Source organism: Streptomyces sp. 13-12-16 (assembly GCF_002114215.1).
In the GTDB taxonomy this organism is placed as follows: domain Bacteria; phylum Actinomycetota; class Actinomycetes; order Streptomycetales; family Streptomycetaceae; genus Streptomyces.
Map to the genome: position 1 here is coordinate 3,377 of NZ_NCTE01000596.1, position 26,300 is coordinate 29,676.

The window sequence follows — 26,300 nt, forward strand, 5'->3', positions numbered from 1 at the left end:
GCCCATCCCCACACGCTGACTGCCCTGACCGGAGAACAGGAACGCCAGCCCACCCTCGCCCACGGAACCGGTCACGGTCTCGGACCCGACCAGCACCGCACGGTGCTCGAACGCGGCACGGCCCGTGACGGCGGAGTACGCCACGTCCAACGCGTCCTCGTCCACGGACGCCACCCGGTCGATCTGGGCCCGCAACGCCTCACCCGTCCTGGCCGACACCACGATCGGCACGACCGGCAGCTCCCGGCGCTCCTCCGGGTCGGCGGTGGCCTCGACCGGCGGGGCGGCCTCCAGGATGACGTGCGCGTTCGTCCCGCTGGCCCCGAACGAGGACACGGCGGCGCGGCGCGGCCCTTCACCCTCCGGCCAGGAACGGTCCTCGGTGAGCAGCCGGACGTTCCCCGCCGACCAGTCCACCTGAGGAGTCGGCTCGTCCACGTGCAACGTCCTGGGCATCACACCGTGCCGCATCGCCTGCACCATCTTGATGATGCCCGCGACGCCCGCGGCCGCCTGCGTGTGGCCGATGTTCGACTTGATCGATCCCAGCCACAGCGGGCGCTCCTCGGGGCGCTCCTGCCCGTAGGTGGCCAGCAGCGCCTGCGCCTCGATCGGGTCACCCAGCGTGGTGCCCGTGCCGTGGGCCTCCACGACGTCCACGTCGGATGCCGACAGGCCGGCGTTCGCCAGTGCCTGGTGGATCACGCGGCGCTGGGACGGTCCGTTCGGCGCGGTGATGCCGTTGCTGGCGCCGTCCTGGTTGGTGGCCGTGCCCCGCACCACCGCCAGCACCGGGTGACCGTTGCGCCGGGCTTCCGACAGGCGCTCCAGCACCAGTACGCCCACGCCCTCGCCCCAGCCGGTGCCGTCGGCCGCCGCGGCGAACGCCTTGCACCGCCCGTCCGCCGACAGGCCCCGCTGCCTGCTGAACTCCACGAACGTGACCGGTGACGACATGACCGTCACCCCGCCGGCGAGTGCGAGGGAGCATTCGCCCGACCGCAGCGCCTTGACGGCCAGGTCCAGTGCGACGAGCGAGGACGAGCAGGCGGTGTCCACCGTCACCGCGGGCCCCTCGAGACCCAGGCTGTAGGCGACCCGGCCGGAGACCAGCGCTCCGGTCACCGTGCTGTTCGGATAGTCGTGGTAGACGAGTCCGGCGTAGACGCCCGTCGTGCTGCCCTTCAGGGTCGTCGGGTCGATGCCCGCACGCTCCACCGCCTCCCAGGAGGTCTCCAGCAGCAGCCGCTGCTGCGGGTCCATCACCGACGCCTCGATCGGGCTGATGCCGAAGAACTCCGGGTCGAAGTCGCCCGCGTCGTCCAGGAAGCTGCCCCGCTCGACGTAGCTGGTGTTCTCGCCGGTCCCGTCCGGGTCGTACAGTCCGTCCAGGTCCCAGCCCCGGTCGGTGGGGAACCCGCCCACCGTGTCGCGGCCTTCGGCGACCAGGTCCCACAGTCCCTCCGGAGAGGTCGCGCCGCCGGGGAAGCGGCATGCCATCCCCACGATCGCGATCGGTTCCCGCTCCCGGTCCTCCACCTCACGCAGACGGCGCCGAGTCTGCTGCAACTCACCGGTGGCAAGCCGCAGGTACTCGCGAAGCCGGCCGTCGTTGGAGTCCTTCGACATCGTCATCAACCCATTCGTGTAAGTCGACAAGCAGAGGCGGGGTCCGTCAGGACAGGCCCAGTTCCTTGTTCAGCACCTCGAACAGCTCGTCGTCCGAGTCGGGCACCAGGTCGGCGGCCGGCTCGCCCGCCCCGCTCCGGGCGTCCCTGGCCCGCCGCGACAGTGCCTCGAGCCGGGCGGTGACCTTGGCGTGGGCCTCGTCGTCCGACGCGAGTTCGGCCACGGCGGCCTCCAGCCGGTTCAGTTCGGCCAGCAGCGGTGCCGCCGGATCGGTCTCGCCCGGCCGCAGCCCGTCGTACAGGAGCTCGGCGATGGCGAGACAGGTCGGGTGGTCGTAGGCCAGGGTCGGGGGCAGTGACAACCCGCTGTCGGCGTTGAGGGCGTTGCGCAGTTCGACCGCTCCCAGCGAGGTGAGGCCGAGCTCGTTCAGCGCGCGGTGCGGTTCCACCTCGTCGGCGCCGCCGTGTCCGAGGACGTGGGCGACGTGTCCGCGTACCAGCTCCAGCAGGAACTTCCTGCGTTCCGCCTCGTCCAGTGCGGCCAGCCGCTCCCACGAGGCCCTGCCCGACGGGGCCCGCCGTGCCTGAATGCGTACCAGCCCGCCGAACACGGGGGACAGCGTTCCCGTCTCCGCCTGCGCGCGCATCGTCGCCAGGTCGAACCGGACCGGAAGCATCACCGGAGGTCGCCCGGGAAGCAGCGCGGCATCCAGCAGCGCCAGTCCGTCGTCCGGGGACAGCGGCGGCATTCCCGTGCGTCGCAACCGCTGCAGCTCGACGTCGTCCAACCGGTCGGCCATGCCGCCGACCTCGGTCCAGGGCCCCCAGCCCAGGGTCAGCGCGGGCAGTCCCCGCGCGGCGCGATGCCGGGCGAGGGCGTCCAGCCAGGCGTTGGCCGCGGCGTAGTTGGCCTGTCCGGCGCCGCCGAGCGTGCCCGCCACGGACGAGAAGATCACGAACGCCCGGAGGTCGTGGTCGCGGGTGAGTTCGTGCAGATGCCAGGCGGCGTCCACCTTCGGCCGCATGACCGCGTCCAGGCGCTCGGGCGTCAGTGCCCCGATCAGCGCGTCGTCCAGCACACCGGCCGAGTGCACGACGGCCGTCAGCGGGTGTTCGCGCAACAGCGCTGCCAGGGCGTCCCGGTCGGTGACGTCACAGGCGGCCACCTCCACCTCGGCGCCCGACTCGGTCAGTTCCGCCACCAGCTCGGCGGCGCCCGGCGTGCGCATGCCCCGCCGGCCGGTCAGCAGGAGGCTCTTCACGCCGTGCACGGCGGCCAGGTGACGTGCGGTCAGGGCGCCGAGTCCGCTCAGTCCACCGGTGACGAGGACGGTGCCGTGCGCGTCCCATTCCGCGGCCGGCCCGCTCTCCGCCGGGACGCGGGCCAGCCGCGCGACGCGGATCCCGCCGTCGCGGACGGCGATCTCGGGCTCGTCGAGGCGCAGCGCCTCCTCGGGCAGTTCGGCGTCGGCGTCCAGGTCCACCAGGACGAACCGGCCGGGGTGCTCCGATTCCGCCGCGCGCACCAGGCCCCACACGGCCGCGTGCCCGAGGTCGCCGCCGTCGACGGCGCCGCGCGTGACGACCACGAGCCTGGAGGACGCGGACCGCTCGTCGGTCAGCCATTTCTGGACGACGGAGAGCACCCGGCCGGTGAGCGTACGGAAACCCTCCGGCGCGGCCTCGTCCAGCGGCGGGACCTCGTAGAGCACATGGGTACCGGTCCCGGCGACGGCGGGTGCCGGGGCGGTGACCCATTCGAGGTGGAAGAGCGACTCACGGCCGCCGGTGTGCGACCGCACCTCGTCCATGGAGACGGCGCGTGTCCCGACCGACTCCACCGACAGGACCGGGCGCCCTTCCTCGTCGAGGCGTACCGACGCTCCGCGCCACGCGTGGGCCAGTGTCCGCCCGTCGTCGGAGGAGAGGCCTGCGGCCCGTGCGGCGGCGTCGAGCACCGCGGCGTACGTTTCGTCGTCGCGCGGCCAGGGGGCTTCCTCCGCCTCGGCGGCCAGCGTGCCGGTGGCGTGCTTCACCCAGGGCGCGTGGTCGTCGCGGCGCGCGTACACGCCGACGGCCCCTGCCTCGTCGGCCAGCACGCGCAGCGTCACGACGTCCTCCGGGCCGGCCATGACCAGCGGCGCGTGGACGTCGAGTTCCTCGACCCGGCCGCGTCCCGTCCGCCCGGCGGCGAACAGGGCCAGTTCCAGGAACACCTCTCCGGCCACCACCACCACGCCGAGGGCGTCGCGGTCGGCGAGCCGGGGCTGGGAGGCCACGGACAGCCGTCCGGTGAAGACCACTCCGCCGCCGTCCGGCAGGGCGACTCCCGCGCCCAGCAGCGGGTGCTCGACGGATTCCAGTCCGGCGGAGACGAGGCTCTTCTCCGCCGTGCGCCAGTAGCGCTTGTGCTGGAAGGGGTAGGTCGGCAGGTCGACCCGCCGTGCTCCGCGTCCGTCGAACACGGCGTTCCAGTCGACCGTGACCCCGGCGGCGAACAGCTTCCCGACCCCGGTGAACAGGCTTTCCGTGCTGGGCCGGTCGCGGCGCAGCGTCGCCGCCATCGTGCCGTCGGCGGTCTGTCCCGCCATCGCCGTCAGCACGCTGTCCGGTCCGATCTCCAGGAACCGCGTGACCCCTTGGTCCCGGAGGTTCCGGACGTCGTCGGCGAACCGCACCGTGTCCCGCACGTGCCGTACCCAGTAGTCCGCCGATCCCACGTCCTTGGTCAGGTGGATGACCGGCTCGTGGTACGTGACGCTCTCGGCGACCTTCCGGAAGTCCTCCAGCATCGGGTCCATGCGGGGCGAGTGGAACGCGTGCGAGACCTTGAGCCGACTCGTCCTGCGACCGGTGAACAGTTCGACGACCGCGGACACCGCCTCCTCCTCGCCGGAGATGACCACGGAGTCGGGTGTGTTGACGGCCGCGATCCCCACGCGTTCGTCGAGGTGCGGTGCGACCTCCTCCTCCGCCGCCTGCACCGCCACCATCGCCCCGCCCGGCGGCAGTTCCTGCATCAGCCGTCCCCGCGCCGTGATCAGTCGCGCCGCGTCCTCCAGGCTGAGCACACCGCCGACGTGGGCGGCCGCCAGTTCGCCGATGGAGTGCCCGGCCAGCAGGTCCGGCCTGATGCCCCACGACTCCACGAGCCGGAACAGGGCCACCTCGAGGGCGAAGATCGCGGGCTGGGTGAACTCCGTGCGGGTGAGGGCCTCCTCGTCGTGCCACATCACCTCGCGCACGTCGAGCAGGGCGCAGACCTCGTCGAAGGCGTCCGCGAACACCGGGAACGTCTCGTACAACTCCCGGCCCATCCCGGCCCATTGACTGCCCTGGCCGGTGAACAGGAAGGCCAGCCTGCCCTCGGTGACCGAGCCGATCACGGTCTCGGACCCGACCAGTACCGCGCGGTGCTCGAACGCGGCACGGCCCGTCGCCGCCGAGTACGCCACGTCCAGCGCGTCCTCGTCGACGGACGCCATCCGGTCGAGCTGGGCCCGCAGCGCCGCGGGCGTCCTGGCGGACACCACCAGCGGAACGGCCGGCAGCTCCCGGCGTTCCACCGGTTCGTCCTCGACCACTGGCGCCTCCTCGATGATGACGTGGGCGTTGGTGCCGCTGATCCCGAAGGACGACACACCCGCACGACGCGGACGCTCACCGCGCGGCCACTCCCGTGCCCCGGTCAGCAGCCGGACGTCGCCCGCGTCCCAGTCCACCTGTGGCGTCGGCTCGTCCACGTGCAGCGTCCTGGGCATCGCGCCGTGCCGCATCGCCTGCACCATCTTGATGATTCCGGCCACGCCGGCCGCGGCCTGCGTGTGGCCCATGTTCGACTTGACCGACCCCAGCCACAGCGGCCGGCCGGCCGGCCGGTCCTGCCCGTACGTCGCCAGCAGTGCCTGTGCCTCGATCGGGTCGCCCAGCGTCGTTCCCGTGCCGTGTGCCTCGATCACGTCCACGTCGGCCGCCGACAGGCCCGCGTTGGTCAGGGCCTGATGGATCACGCGCTGCTGGGCGGGACCGTTGGGGGCGGTGAGGCCGTTGCTCGCACCGTCCTGGTTGACCGCCGTGCCGCGCACCACCGCCAGTACGGGGTGACCGTTGCGGCGCGCGTCGGACAGCCGCTCCAGCAGCAGGACTCCGACGCCTTCGGAGCAGCCGATGCCGTCGGCGGACGCGGCGAAGGACTTGCAGCGGCCGTCCGTCGCCATGCCGCGTTGTTCGCTGAAGTAGACGAACATCTCCGGGGTCGACATCACTGTCACCCCGCCGGCGAGGGCGAGCGAGCATTCACCCGACCGCAGCGACTGGATCGCCATGTGCAGGGCGACCAACGACGAGGAGCAGGCGGTGTCCAGGGTCACCGCGGGGCCCTCCAGGCCCAGGGTGTAGGCGACACGGCCCGAGACGAGGCTTCCGCCGTTACTGCCTCCCGCGTAGTCGTGGTACATGACCCCGGCGAACACGCCGGTCGGGCTGCCCTTCAGCCCGGTCGGGTCGATCCCCGCACGTTCCACCACCTCCCACGACACCTCGAGCAGCAGCCGCTGCTGGGCGTCGAGTTCGATGGCCTCCCGCGGGCTGATCCCGAAGAGCTCGGCGTCGAAGTCGCCCGCGTCGTAGAGGAATCCGCCCTCGCGTGCCGCTGTCTTCCCGCGTTTGCCGGGTTCCGGGTCGTAGATGTCCTCGACGTCCCAGCCGCGGTCGGCCGGGAACTCCGACACCGCGTCGACGCCCTCGTCGACCAGGTTCCACAGGCCCTCGGGCGAGGTCACGCCGCCCGGATAGCGGCACGCCATCGCGACGACGGCGATGGGTTCCCGTTCACGGTGCTCGATCTCCGCGATGCGTTTGCGGGCCGCGCGCAGGTCCGTGGTCGCGCGCTTGAGGTAGTCAAGAAGCTTCTCCTGGTCACCCACAAAGCCACCCCGGGTCGAAAAGGCGCCGATCGCCTCGACGCGCGCTTGCCGGGAACGCTACGGAGGGTGATGAGGGATCCCAACCCCTGATCGCCCCTAACGTGTACGGCCGTTCCGCCCGGCCCGGCCCTCGGTTTCCACACCGTCCCGGCCACCCGCTCACCGGCTTCGCCCCTCCCTCGGCGGGCTCCGTCGCGCCTTCGGCGACTCGGGTGCGACGGATCCCCCGGAGGGCCGGCGCATAGGGGCGGTTAAGGGCTTGCCTCAGGTCCAAGGGGGCGTGAACGCTGGGCACAGGCCTGAGGCGGAGGCTTCAGTCGGAACGATCCAAGGATTGATTGATGTCTGTCACTTCCCCTTACAGCGCCTCGAACTGGATCCGCGATTTCCATCCGGCGGACCGGACGGTCCCGAGGATGATCTGCTTCCCCCACGCGGGCGGTACGGCGAGCTACTACTTCCCCGTCTCGCGGGCGCTCTCCGGGAAGGCCGAGGTCCTCGCCGTCCAGTACCCGGGGCGCCAGGACCGTCACACGGAACCGCCCCTCACCGACGTCCACGCCCTCGCCGCGTGCGTCCTCCGCGAGCTCCCGCAGGACGGTCTGGACCGGACCTGGCTCTTCGGTCACAGCATGGGGGCCGCGATCGCCTTCGAGGTGGCCCGGCTGATGGAGGGGGAACTGGGCCGGTCCCCCGCCGGGATCATCGTCTCCGGCCGGCGCGCGCCGTCCCGGTTCCGCGGCGAGACGGTCCACCGTCAGGGCGACGAAGCACTCATCGCCTCCGTCAAGGCGCTCGACGGCACCGACCCGGCCGTCTTCGCCGACGCCGAGATACGGCGCATGGTCCTGCCGGCCCTGCGCGCCGACTACCAGGCCATCGAGACCTACCGGCCGGCCGGCACCCCGCGCGTCGCGTGCCCGGTCCACGCCTTCGTGGGGGACGCCGACCCGTTGACCACGCTGGAGGAGGCCGACGACTGGCGCGCCCACACCGACGGCACGTTCACCCTGCGGGTCTTCCGGGGCAACCACTTCTATCTGACGCCACGGGCCGGCGAGGTCATCGCCGAGATCTCCCGGCTGATCCTGCCCACCGGGACGTGAGCGCGCGTCCGGCAGCCCCCGGGGGCCCCGCCGGGATCACCGGCCGGGAGACGCCCTGACATCCGGGGCATCTCACCGGGCTCGTCCCCGGGACCGGCGTCAGCGATCCCCGGCGAGGTCGAGATCGCCCTTGCTCGTCCCGGCCACGCCCTCGGCACCCCGGGGCCGGGGACTCCGCCACGAACGCGTGATCGGGCCGGACACCGCCCGCCACCACGCCTCCACCGGCACCTCCCCGGCCGGCTCGAACGGCTCACCCGGCCGCGGGAACGCCACCGCCTGCCCCGCCTCCTCGGCGGCGTCCCTCATCCACTCCCCCGGCTCCGCCCACGCGTGCGGCGCCAGGTTGAAGGTGCCCCAGTGGATCGGCATCAGCACCCCGCCCGCGCTGCCGCCCTGCAGGTCGAGATGGGCCCGGACGCCTTCCTCGGGCGTCATGTGGATGTCGGGCCAGAAGTCCGAGTACGCGCCGACCTGGATCATCGTGGCGTCGAACGGGCCGTGGCCGGCGCCGATGTCCTTGAAGCCCTCGAAGTAGCCGGTGTCACCGCTGTGGTAGATCCGGTGCTCCTCGCCCGCGGCCACCCAGGAGGCCCACAGGGTGTGCTGGGTGTTGCGCAGGCCCCGGCCGCAGAAGTGGCGGGCCGGAGTGGCGGTGAGGGTGATCCCGCCGATCTTCGTCGTCTCGTGCCAGTCCAGCTCGCGCAGCCGTCCGGCGGACACGCCCCAGCGCTCCAGGTGCGCGCCGACGCCGAGGGGCACGGCGAACAGGGTGTCCGTGCCGGCCAGCGCCTTGATCGTGGGCAGGTCCAGGTGGTCGTAGTGGTCGTGGGAGATCACGACGACGTCGACCGGGCCGAGCGCGGCCAGCGGCAGCGGGGCGGGGTGCAGCCGCCTGGGTCCGGCGAAGGGGAACGGTGAGCAGCGCTCACCCCACACGGGGTCGAACAGGACCCGGTGCCCGTCGATCTCCGCGAGCACGCTGGAGTGGCCCATCCAGGTCAGGCGCAGCCCGGTGGCCGGCGGGCGGGAGATGTCGGCCAGGGTGGTCGGGTGCACCGGGATGGTGCCCTTGGGGGCGCGGCGGGCCCGGGAGTCCTTGTCGAGGTAGGTCTTCGCCAGGTCCCGCGTCGACCCCGAGGGGCGGGTCCGGGCGGTGCCCCCGGGATTCTGGAACACACCGTCCTTGAAGTGCGGGGATCTGCGGATGCGTGCCATGCGCTCGCCACTCGGGTCCGCGCCGAAGGCCACGGGCCGCAGGGCGCGCGGCCCGGAGCTCTGGGAACGGGAACCGGCCACGGTACCTCCAAGTGGAGTCGGTCAGACATTCCATTATGAGCGGCCGTGCCCGGCACCGCGGTGCCGGGCACGGCCGCGGCCGGGAGAACGGCCCTCACGCCACCGCGGCGATCCGCACCTTGATGTCGTCCGGCGACAGCGTCCCCTTGGCGATCACGTGGTCGCCCGACGACTCCCCGCGCAGCCGGCGGCCGATCCACGGCACCAGGTACTCACGGGCCCAGTGGACGTCGTCCCGCCGGATGTCGAGGGTGCCGCGGGGCGGCAGGGGCGGCCAGGGCTGCTCGGGATCGGCGGGGATGTCCAGGCCGAGGGCCTGCCCGGCGCGGAGCGCGACGCGGGTGTGCCCCTCCGGCGACAGGTGCAGCCGGTCGGCGTCCCAGGCCCTGCGGTCCTGGACGCTCCTGAGGGACCACAGGTCGAGCACCGGGCAGCCGTAGCGGTCGGCGACGGCCCGCACATGCCCGTTGTACGTCGCGATCTTGCCGCGCAGATGCTTCAGCAGGGGTACGCCACGGGTGTCGAACCCGGTCGTCACCATCACCGTGCCGGACACGGCCGTGAGTGCGGCGATCGCCCGCTCGAACCGCTCGGCCACCTCGTCCGGGTCGCTGCCGGGGCGGAGGATGTCATTGCCGCCCGCGCAGAACGAGACCAGGTCGGGGGCGAGTTCGACCGCCCTCGGAAGCTGGTCCGCCACGATCTGGTCCAGGAGCTTTCCGCGCACGGCGAGGTTGGTGTAAGCGAAGTCCCCCTCGGGCCGGAGGTCCGCGAGAAGCACGGCGAACCGGTCGGCCCAGCCGACGAACGCCCCGTCGGGGCCGGGGTCGCCGACGCCCTCGGTGAAGCTGTCCCCCACCGCCACGTACGACCCGATCACTGCTTTGCTGTCACTCTTCGAATCGTCTGCCACAGCCGCTCATGATTCACCTTCGAATGTGACCTACGCGACCGTAAGGACGGGTTGACGTGCGGTGAGATAAGACACTCTCAAAATGTTGGCCAATTCCGGAATACGCCGAAGGCCGGCCCCCGGGGATCGGGGTCCGGCCTTCGGCGCGCGTGTCAGGAAGGTCGCCGCGGGGGGTCAGCCGATGGAGACGCCCTTGGAACGGAGGTAGGAGATCGGGTCCACGTCCGAGCCGTAGTCCGGGGTGGTGCGGATCTCGAAGTGCAGGTGGGGGCCGGTCACGTTGCCGGTCGCACCGGAGAGGCCGACCTGCTGGCCGGCGGTGACGGTCTGGCCGGCCGAGACGGACAGCGAGGACAGGTGGGCGTACTGGGCGTAGTAGCCGTCGTCGAGCTTGACGACGACCTGGTTGCCGTACGCGCCGCCCCAGCCGGCGGAGACGACGGTGCCCGCGCCGACGGCCTTCAGGGAGGTGCCGGTCGGGACGCTGAAGTCGACACCGGTGTGGTAGCCGCTGGACCACATGCTGCCGGCCACCTTGTAGGCGGTGCCGAGACCGCCGGCGCCGGGCACCGGGGAGGTGTAACCGGAGGCGCTCGCGGCCTGGTCGGTGCTCGTGGTCCGGGCGGGGGCGTCCGAGGAGGGCTGCTCGGCGGGCTGCTCCGCCGGCTTCTCGGCCTCCTGCTCCGAGGCCTGCGGGGCCACCGGGGCGGACGGCTCCTCCGGCGCGCTCGTGGCGGCCCGGCCGTCGACGGAGAGCTTCAGACCGGGGTGGATGAGCGACGGGTCGTCGCCGATGGCCTCGCGGTTGTCCGTGTAGAGCTGCTTCCAGCCACCGTCGACGTGCTCCGTCTCGGCGATCTTCGCGAGGTAGTCGCCGGCCTTCACGGTGTACGTGCGGGCCTCGTCGCCCTTTTCGGCGACGGTCTTCTGGCCGGCGACGGAAAGGGACTGAACGGCCTTCTCGGGGGCGGCCCCCGGCGTGGCGGCGTGCGCGCCGGTGGCGCCGAGAAGCGGCAGGGCGAGTGCGGCGCCACCGGTTCCGGCGACGGCGATGGAGCGGGTGAAACGCTGGGTCTTGGTACGGCGGTGCTTACCCTTCGCGGGCATGTCGAATTCCTCTCCGGCGCCTACGAGGTGAGCTGTCGGGTGCGGGCTGGAGATGCCCGGCCGCGTTGTCGCGCGGCTTAACCCCAAGCCGTTCCGGGAACCGGAACAGGCAGTGGAACCTGTGGGTCCCCCGCTCCTGCCGTGCACGGGTCAGTGTGTGTACGGGCTCCGGGCGGCGGCAGGATTGGGCGTCCGTCCGGATCGGTGGCGAACGTAAGCGACCCGGACGCGAGGGGACAAGCGCGAGGTTCACCGCGAACGCGTTTTTCCGTGATCCAAAGGGGTAATTGACGTCACCGAGCGTCAGCCGGGTTTCCTTTTCCCCCGCGAATTCCCTTGCCGTTCCACGGAATTACGTGAACATGGCGACAACGCATCGTCACGGATATGACGCTGCTCACGCACCCCTTCCCCATCTCCCCTTCTTTCGGTGCACGTTGCGGCGAATCCACCTAATCGGACAGAACGCCCCAATCGCCTGATCGCAGGCGCCGCAGCCGCACCACCGCGGCGTCCAGATCTCCCCGCAGACCGGTGCGCAGCCCGTGGTGCAGCAAGAGGGCACCTCGGTGCGTTTCGCCGGTTTCGCGGCATTCGTACGACGCCTCCGGGTCGAGGCCGCGCAGCCGGAGGGCCGGAACGGGCTCTCCGTAGTGCTGCGCCTGGAGGCAGGCGAGGACGACGGTCTCGTCGCCGAGGACGTACTGCACCGCGCTCAGTCCGCCCTCCGGAGGGCGCAGCCGGTACAGGTCGCCGCGCTGGACGACGGGCCGGATCTCCTTGTAGAGCGCGACCCACTCCCGCGCCTCGGCGAGTTCCTCCCCGGTCCACCGCGCGAGGTCGCCGCCGACCCCGAGCACCCCGGCCATGGCACTGACGAACCGGAAGCGCAGCGAACTGACCCGTCCGTTGAGCATCACGTTCGGGCTGTCGGTGACCCAGGCGGCCATCACCCGGGCCGGGTGGATCTGACTGAAGCCGTGCTGGACGGCGAGCCGGTCGAGCGGGTCGGTGTTGTCCGAGGTCCACACCTGGTCGGTACGGGAGAGGACCCCGAGGTCGATCCGGCCGCCGCCGCCCGAGCAGGACTCGAAGGCCACGCCCGGATGGGCCGCCCGCAGCCGGTCCAGCAGCGCGTACAGGCCGCGCACGTGGTCGGTCCACAGCCGCTGCGGGTACGGGTCGTCCGGCCACCCGGCGTCGGTGGAGGCACGGTTGAAGTCCCATTTCACGTAGTCGACGGGAGCGCTGGAGAGCAGTCCGTCGAGCCGCTCCCAGAGGTACTCCCGGACGTCGTCGCGCGCGAGGTTGAGCACGAGCTGGTTGCGGTACTCCGTGCGCCGGCGGCCCGGCTGGAACTGCACCCAGTCGGGGTGCGCGCGGTACAGGTCGCTGTCGGGGTTGACCATCTCCGGCTCGACCCAGATGCCGAACTCCATCCCGAGCCCGTGCACATGGTCGGCGAGGGGTTTCAGACCGCCGGGGAAGCGGTCGGGGTTGGGCGTCCAGTCGCCGAGCCCGGCCCGGTCGCTCGTCCGTGCCCCGAACCAGCCGTCGTCGACCACGAACAGTTCGACGCCCATCGCGGCGGCCCGCGAGGCGAGCTCCCGCTGCCGCTCCTCCGAGATGTCGAACCCGGTGGCCTCCCAGGAGTTGAACAGCACGGGCCGGTCCCGGTCCGCGTCCGGGACGACGTACGTCCGCTGGTAGGCGTGCCAGGCGCGGCTGGCGCCGCCGAAGCCGCCGTCGCTCCACAGACCGGCGAAGACCGGTGTGACGTACGTCTCCTCCGTGCCCAGCATCAGCAGGCCGGAGTCGTCGTGTCCCGCGCCGCCGGTGATCTGCACGCGCGCGTCGGGCAGTTGGGCGACACAGACGCGCCAGGAGCCGGACCAGCCGAGGGCGCAGCCGTAGACCTCGCCGCGCTCCTCGGTCGCGTCGGTGTCGAGCGCGACCCAGGGCAGGTGCTGGTGTCCGGTGTGGCCGCGGCGGCTGCCGATGACCTTCTCGCCGTAGGTGAGCGGGGAGCGGGTCAGCCGGGACTCGGCGGCCCAGCGGCCGTGGAGCTGGGACAGCCGCCAGTGCTCGCGCTCGGGCAGGGTCCAGGTGGCGGAGTCGGCGCGCAGGAGTTCGACCGCGGGTCCCCTGTTGTGCAGGGTCACCCAGCGTTCGATCACGTCGTCGCGCATCCGGTAGTGCAGGGTCACGGTCAGCCCGCCGTCGCGGAAGCGGAGGCGGAGTTCACCGTCGCCGGTCTCGCCGTCGTCGGTCTCGTGGCCGTCGAAGGTCCACTCGGTGCCGCGCCGCCCGTCGGCGGTGCGTACGGACAGGGCGGGCCGGACGAAGCGGGGGCCGCCCTCGACCGGGTACTCCTCGTGTCCGTCCAGGCGGGACTCGAACGGCCAGTCGTCCGGCAGCGGGCGCGCGGCGAGGGCCTCCGCGTCGGCCGGCGCGATCCTCGGGCCCCAGTGCAGATGCACCAGCTCGTCGCGGTCCGTGACATGGAGCGCGTAGCTGCTGGCCGGCCCCGACAGAAGCCACGTACGACCGTCCTGGGAAACCTGCGCCACCGAACCTCCAACAGACTCGAACAAGTGCGATCAGACACCAACATCATCGAGGGTGTGGGGGCGGGTGGGCAATGCCTGTGGACAACTCATTGCCCCAGGCAGGCATGTCGTATCGTCGACTCGTGCCCGTCGACGAGCCCCGCCGGCGGCGCCGAGTGGGAGGAGTCCTTCGTGACGCAGCAGGTGCCGTCGACCGAACCCGAGCTGGCCGGAGTGCGCAACTTCCGCGACGTGGGCGGACTGCCGACCGTCGACGGCAGGCGGGTGCGGCACGGCGTGCTGTTCCGCAGCGGTCATCTCGCCCACGCGACCGCCGAGGACACCGTCTTCCTGTCCTCGCTCGGACTGCACACGGTCTTCGACTTCCGCAACGCGGCCGACCAGAAGCTGGAGGGGCCGGACGTCGCGCTGCCGGGCGTGCGCAATGTGAACCTGCCGCTCAGCGACCCGGCCGACGGCGCCGAGTTCTGGAAGATGGTCCGCGACGGCGATCTGGAGCAGCTCCGCTCGATCCTCGCGGACGGCAAGGGCGCGGACCGGATGATCAGCTCCTACCGGATGATCATCAAGGAGCGCACCGCCGAGCACTCCCGGGTGCTGCGCTCGCTCGCCGAGGACAGCGTTCCCGCGCTGATGCACTGCGCGGCGGGCAAGGACCGCGCGGGACTGTCGGTGGCGGTGACGCTGCTCGCGGTGGGCGTCGAGCGCGACGCGATCGTCGACGACTACCTGAAGTCCAACGCCAAGCACCGCCGCTACAAGGTGCAGCGCAGCGGCAGCTCCGCCTCGGCCTACTCCCCCGAGGTCATGGAGCTGCTCAGCCCGCTGTTCGACGCGCGCGCGGAGTACCTGTCGGCGGCCTTCGAGACCGTCGAGGAGACCTGGGGCGGTGTGGACCCGTATCTGGAGCGGGCGCTCGGGCTCACGCCCGAGACCCGGGAGCGGCTGCGTGAGCGCCTGCTCGACTGAGGCGTGCGCCTACTTCTTCGGAGCGATCTCGAAGAGGAAGTAGATGAAGGCCGCGAAGAGGTGCCCCACCACGATGTAGATGAACAGCCGCACCCACAGGGCCCGGGGGAGCTTCTCTTCCATGTCTTTGCCGGTCATGTCGCTTCTCCGTGGATCGGGCCCAGGCACAGCGCGGCCGTGGGACTCTGCAGCAGGGTGTGGACGAACAGCAGTTCGACCCCGTCGGGGTCGGCGGCTGCGATGCGGTGCGGGGTCAGCGAGTCGAAGTGCGCGCTGTCGCCCGGGGCGAGCCGGTGCAGGGTGTCCCCGAGGCGCAGCCGCAGCCGCCCCTTGAGGACGTACAGCCATTCCTCGCCGGGGTGGACGCGCACGATGTCGCCCTGGGAGCCGTGCGGCACACGGACCCGCAGGGCCTGCATGCCGCGCCCGGCGGCACCGGCCTGCCAGTACGTCCAGCCGCCCGCCGCCGTGGACTCCATGTCGGCGGCGCGCACCACGGCGTCCCGGTCGGCGGCCGACTCACCGAGCAGCTCGGAGACGGTCGTACCGTAGATGCGGGCGAGGGAGAGCAGCATCGGCAGCGAGGGCTGGCGCTGTCCGGTCTCCAGCCGGGAGAGGTGGGCGGGCGACAGACCCGCTTCGCGGGCGGCGGCCTCCAGCGTGAGGGAGGCCCGCCGCCGCAGGGCGCGCAGCTGCGGCGCGACCACGGGGAGCGCGCCGGCCGGTTCGGCCGGCGGTCCGGTCTCGGAGGAGCTCATGCCTCCATTGAGCCCCGGATTTGCCCCACGGGCAATTTTCTTGCCTCGGAGGCAAACCCGGCACGGGAACGGGGGTCAGCGGTCGGTCACCGCCTGTTTCACCAGCGTCCTGCCGAACTCCCACACCAGGCCGCCGTCGTGCGCGTCGTCCATCACCGCGGTGAAGGCCTCCACGAACCGGTTGACGTCCCCCTCGTCGATGATCAGCGGCGGGATCAGTTTGATCACCTCCAGGTGGTCGCCGGAGACCTGGGTGAGGATGCGGTGCCGTTGCAGCAGCGGCACGACCACCATCTGCGCGAAGAGTCCCTTGCGGGCGGCCTGGAGCACGGTCCAGCGTGAGCGCAGTCTCAGCGACCGGGGCCGGCCGAACTCGATGCCGATCATCAGGCCCCGGCCGCGGACGTCGGCGAGCAGCTCGTACTTCTCGGTGAGTGCGGCCAGCCGGGTCCGCAGCAGTTCGCCGGTGCCGCGGACGCGGGCGACGATCCGCTCGTTCTCCATGACCGACAGCACCGCGAGGCCCGCCGCCATGGCCTGGGCGTTGGCCCCGAAGCTGGCCGAGTGGACCAGCACCCGGTCCATCGACGAGTAGACCTTCTTGAAGATCCAGTCCTTGCCGATCGTGGCGCCCACCGGTACGTAGCCGCCGGAGAGTGCCTTGGCCACGCACACCAGGTCCGGTTCGACGCCTTCCTCGTGCTGGTAGGCGTAGAAGTCACCGGTCCGGCCCAGTCCGGTCTGCACCTCGTCGGCGATCAGCAGCGCCCTGTGCCGGTGCAGCAGCTCCTGCGCGGCCCGCAGGTAGCCGGGCGGTGCCTCGTGCACGCCCTTGCCCTGGACGGGCTCCACGATCAGGGCGGCCACGTCCCCCTTGCGCAGCTCCCGCTCCAGCGCGTCGAGGTCGCCGAGCGGTACGGCCGTGTCGGGCAGCAGCGGGGCGAAGCCGTCCCGGAAGCCGGACTCGCCGTTGACGGAGAGGGAGCCTGCGGTCAGGCCGTGGAAGGCGTGCTCGCAGTACAGGACGCGTGGTCTGCCGGTCGCGTACCGGGCGAACTTCAGGGCGGTCTCGACCGCCTCCGTGCCGCTGTTGCCGAAGAACACCCGGTCCAGGTGGGGGCTGTGCGCGAGGAGCCTCTCGGCCAGCAGGCCGGGCAGCGGCTGGCAGTCGAAGCGGGTGAGGTCGGCGAGGGAGGCGTCCAGGACGTCGTGCAGCGCCTTGCGGACCACGGGGTGGTGGCGGCCCAGGCCCATCACCCCGAACCCGGCGAGCATGTCCAGGTGGTCGTTGCCGTCGGCGTCCCAGAAATGGGCGCCCTCGGCACGCTCGTAGACCTTGTCGAAGCCGATGGTGCGCAGCATGCGCGGGAACTGGTGGTTGAGGTACCGGGTGTGCAGCTCGTAGCGCTCGGCTCCGCGCTCGGCCAGCAGCGCGCCGAGGTCGAACTCCCCGGTCCCCGACGACTCCGCGGTGGTCATGCCTGTGACTCCTGTGGGTCCGGTGACTGTTGCGCCGGCTCTTCCCCGGCGGTGAGGCTCGCGCTGATCCGTCCGGCGATCTCGACCGGGGTGAGGCCGATGTCGGCGAGCACCTCGCCGCGTTTGGCGTGCGCGAGGAACTGTTCCGGGATGCCGAACCGCCGTACGGGCACGTCGGCCCCGGCGTCGCCCAGCGCCAGCGCCACCGCCGAACCGACCCCGGCCGCACGGCTGTTGTCCTCGACGACGGCCACCATGCGGTGCCCGGCGGCCAGTCGCGGGAGGGCCGGGTCGACGGGCTTGACCCAGCGGGGGTCGACCACGGTGCACCCGATGCCGCGCGCTTCGAGCAGTTCGGCGGCCTCCAGGCAGACGGGTGCCATCACGCCGACGGCCACCAGCAGCACCTCGGGGCCGGGCGCCCGGTGCAGTACGTCCATGCCGCCGACGCGGTCCAGCGCGGGAACGGCCGGACCCACGGACTCCTTGGGGAACCTGAGCAGGGTGGGCGCGTCGTCGACGGCGACCGCCTCGCGCAGCTGGGCGCGGAGCTGGTCGGCGTCGCGGGGCGCGGCGATGCGCAGGCCGGGGACGACCTGGAGGACGGACATGTCCCACATGCCGTTGTGCGAGGGCCCGTCGACGCCGGTTACGCCGGCCCGGTCCAGGACGAAGGTCACCGGGCAGCGGTGCAGCGCCACGTCCATCAGGAGCTGGTCGAAGGCGCGGTTGAGGAAGGTGGCGTAGACGGCGACGACCGGGTGCAGGCCGCCGGTCGCCAGGCCCGCCGCGGACACGGCCGCGTGCTGCTCGGCGATGCCGACGTCCCACACCCGGTCCGGGAACCGCTCGGCGAAGGCGCCGAGGCCGACCGGACGCAGCATGGCGGCGGTGATCGCGACCACGTCCTCGCGTTCCTCGCCGATCCGGACGATCTCCTCGCCGAAGACGTCGGTCCAGGAGGGTCCGCCGGACGGGGCCAGCGGCGCGCAGGTGAGCGGGTCCATCACGCCGACGGTGTGGAAGTGGTCCTCCTCGTGGGCGAGGGCGGGTTCGTAGCCGCGGCCCTTCTCGGTGAGGCAGTGGACCAGGACGGGCCCGTGGAAGCGTCTGGCGCGGCGCAGCGCGGACTCCACGGCCTTGATGTCGTGGCCGTCGATGGGGCCGAGGTACTTCAGGCCGAGGTCCTCGAAGAGGCCCTGCGGGGCGAAGGCGTCCTTGAAGCCCTTCTTCGCGCCGTGCAGCGCCTCGTAGACGGTGCGGCCGATCACGGGGGTGCGCTGGAGCACGTCCTTGCCCCAGGCGAGCACGCGTTCGTAGCCGTCGGTGGTGCGCAGGGTCGCGAGGTGGTTGGCGAGTCCGCCGATGGTGGGGGCGTAGGAGCGTTCGTTGTCGTTGACGACGACGATCAGCGGGCGGTCCTTGGCGGCGGCGATGTTGTTGAGCGCCTCCCAGGCCATGCCGCCGGTGAGGGCACCGTCGCCGATCACCGCGACGACGTGGCCCTTCTCGCCGCGCACCCGGCGGGCCTTGGCGAGTCCGTCGGCCCAGCCGAGGGCCGTGGAGGCGTGGCTGTTCTCGATGACGTCGTGCTCGGACTCCTCCCGGGAGGGGTAGCCGGACAGGCCGCCCTTGCCGCGCAGCTTGGAGAAGTCCTGACGGCCGGTCAGGAGCTTGTGGACGTAGCTCTGGTGGCCGGTGTCCCACAGGATGCGGTCGACGGGCGACTCGAAGACCCGGTGCAGGGCGACGGTGAGTTCCACCACCCCGAGGTTGGGTCCGAGGTGGCCGCCGGTCCTGGCGACCGCGTGCACCAGGAACTCCCGGATCTCGTGGGACAGTTCGCCGAGTTCCGCCTCGGACAGCGTCTTCAGGTCGCGTGGTTGCCGGATGCTCTCCAGGATCGTCACGCTCGGTCCCCCTTCGGTTCCGTGCTGTTCAGCTCACGGTGACGGCCGGCTCCCCCGTCGCGGTGCCGTCCTTCTCCATCTGCTCGGCGATCTTCATCGCCTCCTCGATCAGCGTCTCGACGATCTTCGACTCGGGGACGGTCTTGATGACCTCGCCCTTCACGAAGATCTGGCCCTTGCCGTTGCCGGAGGCGACGCCGAGGTCGGCCTCCCGGGCCTCGCCGGGGCCGTTGACGACACAGCCCATCACGGCGACGCGCAGCGGCACCTCCATGCCCTCCAGGCCGGCGGTGACCTCCTCGGCGAGCTTGTAGACATCGACCTGGGCGCGTCCGCAGGAGGGGCAGGAGACGATCTCCAGCCGCCGCTGCCTGAGCCCCAGCGACTGAAGGATCTGGATTCCGACCTTGACCTCCTCGGCCGGCGGCGCGGACAGCGACACCCGGATGGTGTCGCCGATGCCCTCGCTGAGCAGCGCCCCGAAGGCGACGGCCGACTTGACGGTGCCCTGGAACGCGGGCCCGGCCTCGGTGACGCCGAGGTGGAGCGGGTAGTCGCACCGCTCGGCGAGCAGCCGGTAGGCGTTGATCATCACCACCGGGTCGTTGTGCTTGACGGAGATCTTGATGTCCCGGAAGCCGTGCTCCTCGAAGAGGGACGCCTCCCACAGGGCGGACTCTACGAGCGCCTCCGGGGTCGCCCTGCCGTACTTCTGGAGCAGGCGCCGGTCCAGCGACCCGGCGTTGACGCCGATCCGGATGGGGGTGCCGTGGTCCCGGGCGGCCCGCGCGATCTCCTTCACCCGGTCGTCGAACTGCTTGATGTTGCCCGGGTTCACGCGGACGGCCGCGCAGCCTGCCTCGATGGCCGCGAAGACGTACTTGGGCTGGAAGTGGATGTCGGCGATCACCGGGATCTGCGACTTGCGGGCGATGGTGGCGAGCGCGTCCGCGTCGTCCTGCGTGGGGCAGGCCACCCGGACGATCTGGCAGCCGGAGGCGGTGAGCTCGGCGATCTGCTGGAGGGTGGCGCCGATGTCGGACGTACGCGTGGTCGTCATCGACTGCACGGACACCGGGGCGCCGCCGCCGACCGCCACCGGTCCCACCTGGATCCGCCGCGAGGCGCGCCGCTCGGCGAGCGGCGGCAGCGGTACCTCGGGCATCCCGAGGGAGACAGCGGTCACGGCCTCACTCCCTGTTCCCGGAGACCGTCTCGCGCATGGCGCGCAGCGACTCCTTCAGGGATCCCATGGTGGCGAGGACGGCGGTGGGCTCGTAGCCGCAGTGCGCCATGCAGTTGGCGCAGCGCGGGTCCTTGCCGCGGCCGTACCGGTCCCAGTCGGTGTCCTCGATCAGTTCCCGGTACGTCGGCACGTAGCCGTCGCTCATCAGGTAGCAGGGGCGCTGCCAGCCGAAGAGGGAGTAGTTGGGGATCGCCCACGCGGTGCACGGGAAGTCGACCTTGCCCTCCAGGAAGTCCAGGAACAGCGGCGAGTGGTTCAGCCGCCAGCGGCGCCGGTTGCCGCCCGCGAAGGCCTTCCTGAACAGCTCCCGGGTCTGCTCCACCCCCAGGAAGTGCTCCTGGTCGGGGGCCTTCTCGTAGGCGTAGGCGGGCGAGATCATCATCTCGTCGACCCCCAGGTCGTCGTTGAGGTAGTTGAGCACCTCGACGATGGTCTGCGGGGTGTCGGTGTTGAAGAAGGTCGAGTTGGTGGTGACCCGGAAGCCGCGCCGCTTGGCCTCCTTGATGGCCGCCACGGCCTCGTCGAACACACCCTCCTTCGCCACCGACTCGTCGTGGCGCTCGCGCAGCCCGTCGATGTGCACGGCGAACGCGAAGTAGGGCGAAGGGGTGAACCTGTCCATCTTCTTGCGCAGCAGCATGGCGTTGGTGCACAGGAAGACGTACTTGCGCCTGGCCACCAGCTGGCGCACGATCTCGTCGATCTGCGGATGCATCAGGGGCTCGCCGCCGGCGATCGACACCATGGGCGCCCCGGACTCCAGTACCGCGCCGACGGCCTGGGCGACGGGCATCCGCTGCTTGAGCACCCCGGCCGGGTGCTGGATCTTGCCGCACCCCTCGCACTTGAGATTGCAGGCGAAGAGCGGTTCCAGTTCGACGATCAGCGGGAACTTGTCCCGCCTGCGGAGCTTCTGTTCGGCCAAGTATGTAGCGACCTTGATGGACTGACGCAGCGGCATGGCCATCTGGCTCACCTCCTGGGGAGCGGCAGGGAACGGTGCCATTCTTGGAAAGCCGGGAGTACGGACCGAAGGACGCGGAAAGCCGATATTCCACCGCGTACCGTGCCGATCCGGACGAGTTCGTGTTCAGGAGCGTCCACGACCACCCGGACGGCCGCAACCGGGCGCTCGCCCACCCGGACGGCGCTCAGGAGCGTGGCGGCGGATTCCATGTCGACCGCGATCGCGCCGGTCGCGCGCAGACCGGACCGTTCGTGGCCGCGGACGACGTGGTCGGAGCCGGTGAGCGGACCGGTGTGGACGGTGCGCCCGGGCACCGCGCGCCCCAGCTCCTTCACCAGCAGTTCGGTCCCCGCGCACGGGACGCTGCCGCGCGGGTCCCGGGTCTCCTCGGCGACGACCAGGTCGCCGGGGTGCATGCCGGGGGCGAGTCCGGCGCAGAAGCCCGTGGCGAGGACGGCCGCCCGGTCCAGGTCCGGGCCGGCGAGCATCCGGGTGACGGAGCGCTCGGCCGCCGCCGGCCCCATGCCCGTACGCAGGACGGTGACCGGCCCGCCCCAGGTTCCCCGCTCGCGCCTGCGCAGGGCGAACTGCTCGATGCCGAGCGCGCAGGCGATCAGCAGCGGGGCCGGGGCGGGCTGGGCGCTCATCAGCTTCCCTTCGCCTCGGCGAGCGGCTGTCCGGGCCCGGCCCCGGTCTTCGCCGCGACCGGTTTGCCGGTGAACGGCTCCCCGTGCACGTACCGGCCGAGCGCGGTGAGCGGGAAGACCTGCCGGTAGAGGTGGTAGTTGATGGAGAAGTCCCAGGGGAAGCCGGTGCCGGTGAAGTACGGCTCGTCCCAGGAGCCGTCCTCACGCTGGGTGGACACCAGCCACTCGATACCGCGTTCGACGGCCTTGGACTCCCTCTCCCCCGCCGCGAGCAGCGCCATCAGCGCCCAGGCGGTCTGCGAGGCGGTGGAGGCTCCCTTACCGCTCCACTCCCTGACGTAGCGGTAGGAGCGCAGGTCCTCGCCCCAGCCGCCGTCGTCGTTCTGCACCTTCTCCAGCCAGGCCACGGCCCGCCGGATCGCCGGGTGCGAGCCGGGGAACCCCGCCGCGGTCAGCGCGGGGACCACGGAGCCGGTGCCGTAGAGGTAGTTGACGCCCCAGCGGCCGAACCAGGAGCCGTCGGGCTCCTGTTCGGCGAGCAGCCACTGGATGCCGCGCCGGGTGCGCGGGTCGTGGGCGAGGCCCTCGACGGCGAGCATCTCCACGACGTGCGCGGTGACGTCGGCCGACGGCGGGTCGATGACCTCGCCGAAGTCGCAGAACGGCAGCCGGTTGGGGAACGGGCTGGTGTTGTCGACGTCGAACGCGCCCCAGGCGCCGTTCCGCGACTGCATGCCGAGGTTCCAGCGCACCCCGCGCCCGATCGCGTTGTCCATCCGCTCGGGGTCGTGGTGCCTGACCCGGCGCAGCGCGAGGACCACCTCGGCGGTGTCGTCGATGTCGGGGTAGTTGTCGTTGTGGAACTCGAACGCCCAGCCGCCGGGCGGCAGATGGGGCCGGCGCACGGACCAGTCGCCGGGCCGCACGATCTGCTCGCCGAGCATCCAGTCGGCGGCCTTGACCAGTTGCGGGTGGTCGGCGGGCAGGCCCGCGTCGGCCAGCGCGATGGTGGCGAGGCAGGTGTCCCACACCGGGGACTGGCATGCCTCGATCATCCGGGCCCCGTCCTCGCGCCACACGGCGAACCGGTCCAGCGACTCCAGGCCCGCGCGCATCACCGGGTGGTTCAGGTCGTAGCCGAGCAGGTGCAGCGCGATGATCGAGTACACCGCCGGGGGCTGGATGCCGCCCCAGCAGCCGTCGTTCTCCTGCCGTTCGATGATCCAGCGGGCTGCGGTGTTCATGGCCGCCCCGCGCAGCCGGCGCGGGACGGCTCCGCGCAGCGTGTGCAGGGCTCTGTCCAGCCGCTGGAAGACGCCGTCCCAGCTTCTCGCCGGGGCGAGCGGCCGGGGAGGGTTGGGTCTGTCCGGGTCGGTGTGCAGCTCGTCCAGCGGGAACGGGGCGGGGCGCACCGGCCGTTTGGCGGAGACGATGGTCAGCGGCACGATGGTCTGCCGGGCCCAGCAGCCGAAGTCGTAGATGTTGAGCGGCACCCAGGACGGGAACCAGATCAGCTCGGGCGGGAGCTCGGGCAGGTCCTCCCACTTCCACCAGCCGAACAGGGCCAGCCAGATCCGGGTGAAGACGCGGGAGGCGGCGATGCCGCCCCGCTCGCGGATCCAGGCGGAGGCCCTCGCCATGTGCGGGGCGTCGGGCGGATCGCCGGCCAGCCGCAGCGCGACGTACGCCTCGATGGTGGCGGAGAGGTCGCCGGGTCCGCCGTGGAAGGTGGCCCAGGTGCCGTCCTCGCGCTGCTCGCCGCGGACGAACAGGGCGGCGGCTCGGGTGGTGTCCTCGTCGCGGATGCCGAGGAACTGACGCAGCAGCAGGTCCTCGGCGTCCATCGTGACGTTGGTCTCGAGGTCGCCCTTCCACCAGCCCTCGTCGTCCTGCCGGGACAGCAGGAAGTCGACGGCGCGCCGCACGGCGCGGGCGGCGATGTCGGGAACCCCGGCCGCCTCGGGGATGTCGGTGTCGTTTTCGCTGGCCGCGGTCACCGCGGGCGGCAGGGCCGCCCCAGTGCTTCCGTCGGTCGTCGCTGTCATGGCTTCCCCTTCGTGCAGTCCTGCGAGTGGTGTCTGCTGTGGGTCCGCCGTCGGCCGGTGCCGTTCTCCCCTGGTCACCGGCCGGCGACTACGCGAGGGCTATTCGACCGATAGTGATCATCTCTTTCGTACGACGACGAAGTCCGCGAGCGCCGTGAACTGTTCCCGCACCGGGTCGGGCATGTCCACGGCGTGCAGGGCCTCGATGGCCACGGTGTGCTGACGGCGTGCCTCCTCGGCGGTCCAGTCACGGCCGCCGGCCTCCTCGATGAGGGCGGCACGGGCCGCGAACTCCTCCTCGGAGAAGTTCGCGAAGTCGCTGCTCTTGGCGTCGGCGGCGAGGATCTCGCCGAGCCGCTCGGAGGCGGGGCCGTCCGCCGCGAGCGCGGCCACGACCGGGAGGGACTTCTTGCGCTGGCGCAGGTCGCTCCAGGTCTGCTTGCCGGTGGCCTCCGGGTCGCCCCAGATGCCGAGGAGGTCGTCGACGGCCTGGAAGGCGAGGCCGAGGTGGTAGCCGTACCTCTCCAGCGCGTCGGCGGTGCGGTCGTCCGCGCCGCCGAGCACCGCGCCGATGGAGCTGGCGCAGGCGAGCAGGGCGCCGGTCTTGTTGCCCTCCATCTCCAGGCACTCCTCGACGCTGACGCGGTCGCGGTGCTCGTAGGAGATGTCCTGGGCCTGGCCGTCGATGAGCGAGCGGCTGGCGGTGGTCAGCCGGCGGGTGGCGCGGCCCGCCTCGACGGTGCCGAGCTCCAGCAGCACCTCGTTGGCCAGGGCGAACAGGGCGTCGCCGACCAGGATGGCCTGGGCGGGGCCGTGCACCTTCCAGACGGTGTCGCGGTGCCGGCGCTGTTCGTCGCCGTCCATCAGGTCGTCGTGCAGGAGCGAGAAGTTGTGGACCAGTTCGACGGCGACCGCGCCGGGGACGCCGGTCTGCGGGGCGGCCCCGGTGACTTCGGCGGACAGCACGGCCAGGGCGGGACGCACGGCCTTGCCGCCGTCGCCGTCCGCGGGCCGGCCGTGGGCGTCGATCCAGCCGAAGTGGTAGGCGGCGACCGTGTCCATGGGAGGTGCCAGGCGGTCGACGGCCGCCCGCAGTACCGGCGTGGCCAGGGTCCGCCCGCGCTCCAGGAGCGCGGACACGTCCACCGCGGTCCTTCGAGCGGCCTGCGAGGCCGGGGGAACAGTGGGCACAGTCTCTCCTCTTGTTGCGGTACCGGGGGTGCGGGGACCTGCCGCGCCGCGTTCGTCAACCTTCACCGGGCCCACCTCGCAGTGCGACACCGGTGCCCCGCGGATGGTGGCCGGGGGTCCGGGGGGTGTCCCCCGGGAAGGTGGGGTGTGCCGCCTCCTCCAGGGCGAAGAGGTGACGGGGGCGGGGCCGGCCGAGGGCGCTCAGCGCGGCGTCCGCCGCGCCGACGCCGCTGCGGACCGCACTCTCCATGGTCGCGGGCCACCCGGTGGCGGTCCACGCTCCGGCCAGGTACAGGCCGGGGGCCTTGGTGCGGGCGCCGGGCCTGAGGCGTCCGACGCCGGGGGCGGGAGCGAACGTGGCGGTGCGCTCCCGGGTGACGAAGAAGTCCTCGACCCGGGCCTCGCGGGTGCGCGGCAGCAGCCGCTCCAGTTCGGGCAGGTACCGCTCGCGCAGCGCGGCGACCGGCTCGTCGATGTCGTCCTGGGCGACCGACTGGGACAGTGCCAGGTACTGGCCGCGCTTGAGCCCGGACGCGTCGGTGCGGTCGAAGACCCACTGCACGGGGGTGCCGAGGGCGGCGAAGAAGGGCCGGGCGAGCACCTTGCGGTCGTAGACGACGTGCACGTTGAGGATCGGGGCGGTACCGATGTCGAGCAGCCGTTCGGGGGCGTCGAGCGCTCCCGCGGGCAGCAGGTCGTACGCCTCGCGCTGCGGTACGGCGAGGACGACCGCGTCGGCGTGGATCGTCTCGCCGGGAACCCGGACGCTCCATCCCCCGTTCCCGTTCACGGAGACGGAGGTGACCCGCGTACGGACCTCGGTGCGCACGCCCGCGGAGTCGAGCGCCTTGCGGGCGAGCCGGTCGTGCAGTTCCCCCAGCGGCACCCGGGCCCAGCCGATGTCGGCCGCCGAAGGGTCGGACAGCAGACCGGTCTTGAACACCATCGCGGCGAGCGACAGGGACGTGTCGCTCGCGACCGCGTTGAGGGTGGCGACCCCGACGAGGTCCCAGAGGGCCTCGACGGCGCGCGCCGACTGGCCGTGCGCGGTCAGCCAGCCGCCGAAGTCCTGGGTGTCCAGGGCCGGATCGGCGAGGTCGAGCCCCTTCAGCGCGAGCGCGGCCCGGACCGCCCTGGCCCGGTCGGCGAGCGAGAGGTGCGGATACGTGGCGAGGCTGCGCCCCAGGTGCAGGGGTACGGGCAGCGCGTCGCGCCGCAGTCTGCCGAGCCGCCGCCCCTCGGGGCGGTTGACGTCGAGGACGGGCACGTCGAGGCGGTCCTGCAGCGGCGCCAGCGCCGCAGCGTCGATCCGGTCGAGGAACCAGCGGTAGGCGGTGCAGCAGCGCAGGTACACGTGCTGGCCGTTGTCGACGGTCAGGTCGCCGCGCCGGAAGGAGAAGGCGAGCCCGCCCAGGCGCGGCCGGCCTTCGAGCAGGGTGACGCCCACCCCGGCGTCGGCGAGCGCCAGCGCGGCGGTGACGCCGGCGAGCCCGCCGCCGACGACGACGGCGTGCCGTCCCGCCGGAACGAGGTCGTCCGT

At 72.0% G+C, this 26,300-nt stretch carries 17 protein-coding genes, 1 pseudogene and 1 riboswitch; of the genes and pseudogenes, 2 read left to right on the forward strand and 16 right to left on the reverse strand.

Annotated features, from left to right (window positions below; all coding sequences use genetic code 11):
• Together B7767_RS46545 and B7767_RS23620 are read right to left on the reverse strand one after the other, a co-directional pair.
• Positions 1-1,629: beta-ketoacyl synthase N-terminal-like domain-containing protein (locus B7767_RS46545; protein ID WP_256923542.1), on the reverse strand; the 1,629-nt coding region annotated here is incomplete at its 3' end.
• Positions 1,630-1,675: 46 nt separating this feature from the next.
• Positions 1,676-6,535: pseudogene (locus tag B7767_RS23620) on the reverse strand (SDR family NAD(P)-dependent oxidoreductase); the annotation flags it as partial.
• A 359-nt stretch (positions 6,536-6,894) separates the two neighbouring features.
• Between B7767_RS23620 and B7767_RS23625 the strand changes: the two are divergent.
• A complete protein-coding gene (locus tag B7767_RS23625; protein ID WP_085573959.1) occupies positions 6,895-7,659 on the forward strand; it encodes a thioesterase II family protein in 765 nt (254 codons plus the stop codon).
• A gap of 99 nt (positions 7,660-7,758) precedes the next feature.
• Here the strand turns inward: B7767_RS23625 and B7767_RS23630 are convergent, their stop codons facing one another.
• The 4 genes from B7767_RS23630 to B7767_RS23645 form a co-directional block, all read right to left on the reverse strand.
• A complete protein-coding gene (locus tag B7767_RS23630) occupies positions 7,759-8,958 on the reverse strand; it encodes an MBL fold metallo-hydrolase (RefSeq protein ID WP_085573960.1) in 1,200 nt (399 codons plus the stop codon).
• Between the two features lie 94 nt (positions 8,959-9,052).
• Positions 9,053-9,838 (reverse strand): SGNH/GDSL hydrolase family protein, encoded by a 786-nt coding sequence (locus B7767_RS23635; RefSeq protein ID WP_085573961.1) that lies wholly within the window; start codon positions 9,836-9,838, stop codon positions 9,053-9,055.
• A 207-nt stretch (positions 9,839-10,045) separates the two neighbouring features.
• Entirely contained in the window at positions 10,046-10,978 is a 933-nt protein-coding gene (locus B7767_RS23640) for a M23 family metallopeptidase (protein ID WP_085573962.1), read from the reverse strand.
• A gap of 4 nt (positions 10,979-10,982) precedes the next feature.
• Positions 10,983-11,144: riboswitch (cyclic di-AMP (ydaO/yuaA leader) on the reverse strand.
• A gap of 286 nt (positions 11,145-11,430) precedes the next feature.
• Positions 11,431-13,548 carry an alpha-galactosidase gene (locus tag B7767_RS23645; RefSeq protein WP_085573963.1) on the reverse strand — a complete coding sequence of 706 codons (2,118 nt, stop codon included), beginning with the start codon at positions 13,546-13,548 and terminating at the stop codon, positions 11,431-11,433.
• A gap of 171 nt (positions 13,549-13,719) precedes the next feature.
• On the opposite strand from B7767_RS23645, the gene B7767_RS23650 reads away from it, so the two are divergent.
• Complete coding sequence (locus B7767_RS23650) at positions 13,720-14,517, forward strand: tyrosine-protein phosphatase (RefSeq protein WP_085573964.1); 798 nt, start codon at positions 13,720-13,722, stop codon at positions 14,515-14,517.
• A 9-nt stretch (positions 14,518-14,526) separates the two neighbouring features.
• Here the strand turns inward: B7767_RS23650 and B7767_RS23655 are convergent, their stop codons facing one another.
• The 10 genes from B7767_RS23655 to hpnE all read right to left on the reverse strand — a co-directional run.
• Positions 14,527-14,655 carry a DUF6126 family protein gene (locus tag B7767_RS23655; RefSeq protein WP_085573965.1) on the reverse strand — a complete coding sequence of 43 codons (129 nt, stop codon included), beginning with the start codon at positions 14,653-14,655 and terminating at the stop codon, positions 14,527-14,529.
• Positions 14,652-15,275 (reverse strand): helix-turn-helix domain-containing protein, encoded by a 624-nt coding sequence (locus tag B7767_RS23660; RefSeq protein WP_085573966.1) that lies wholly within the window; start codon positions 15,273-15,275, stop codon positions 14,652-14,654. Before B7767_RS23660 ends, B7767_RS23655 begins: the two co-directional genes overlap by 4 nt.
• Before the next feature lie 75 nt (positions 15,276-15,350).
• Positions 15,351-16,754 (reverse strand): aspartate aminotransferase family protein, encoded by a 1,404-nt coding sequence (locus B7767_RS23665; RefSeq protein WP_085573967.1) that lies wholly within the window; start codon positions 16,752-16,754, stop codon positions 15,351-15,353.
• Positions 16,751-18,664 (reverse strand): 1-deoxy-D-xylulose-5-phosphate synthase, encoded by a 1,914-nt coding sequence (dxs, locus tag B7767_RS23670; protein WP_085573968.1) that lies wholly within the window; start codon positions 18,662-18,664, stop codon positions 16,751-16,753. The genes B7767_RS23665 and dxs overlap by 4 nt, the downstream gene beginning before the upstream one ends.
• 28 nt (positions 18,665-18,692) lie before the next feature.
• On the reverse strand, positions 18,693-19,850 hold the full coding sequence (gene ispG / locus B7767_RS23675; protein WP_085573969.1) for a flavodoxin-dependent (E)-4-hydroxy-3-methylbut-2-enyl-diphosphate synthase: 1,158 nt from the start codon (positions 19,848-19,850) through the stop codon (positions 18,693-18,695).
• 4 nt (positions 19,851-19,854) lie between these two features.
• Positions 19,855-20,877, reverse strand: coding sequence for an adenosyl-hopene transferase HpnH (hpnH, locus tag B7767_RS23680; protein ID WP_085573970.1), 1,023 nt, complete (start codon positions 20,875-20,877; stop codon positions 19,855-19,857).
• A gap of 5 nt (positions 20,878-20,882) precedes the next feature.
• Positions 20,883-21,524 carry a 1-hydroxy-2-methyl-2-butenyl 4-diphosphate reductase gene (locus tag B7767_RS23685; protein WP_085573971.1) on the reverse strand — a complete coding sequence of 214 codons (642 nt, stop codon included), beginning with the start codon at positions 21,522-21,524 and terminating at the stop codon, positions 20,883-20,885.
• On the reverse strand, positions 21,524-23,569 hold the full coding sequence (shc, locus tag B7767_RS23690; protein WP_085573972.1) for a squalene--hopene cyclase: 2,046 nt from the start codon (positions 23,567-23,569) through the stop codon (positions 21,524-21,526). The genes B7767_RS23685 and shc overlap by 1 nt, the downstream gene beginning before the upstream one ends.
• Before the next feature lie 117 nt (positions 23,570-23,686).
• Positions 23,687-24,760: a polyprenyl synthetase family protein gene (locus tag B7767_RS23695; RefSeq protein ID WP_085573973.1), complete on the reverse strand. Its 1,074-nt coding sequence runs from the start codon at positions 24,758-24,760 to the stop codon at positions 23,687-23,689.
• A gap of 55 nt (positions 24,761-24,815) precedes the next feature.
• On the reverse strand, positions 24,816-26,300 hold a 1,485-nt coding region (hpnE, locus tag B7767_RS23700), incomplete at its 5' end, for a hydroxysqualene dehydroxylase HpnE (RefSeq protein WP_085573974.1).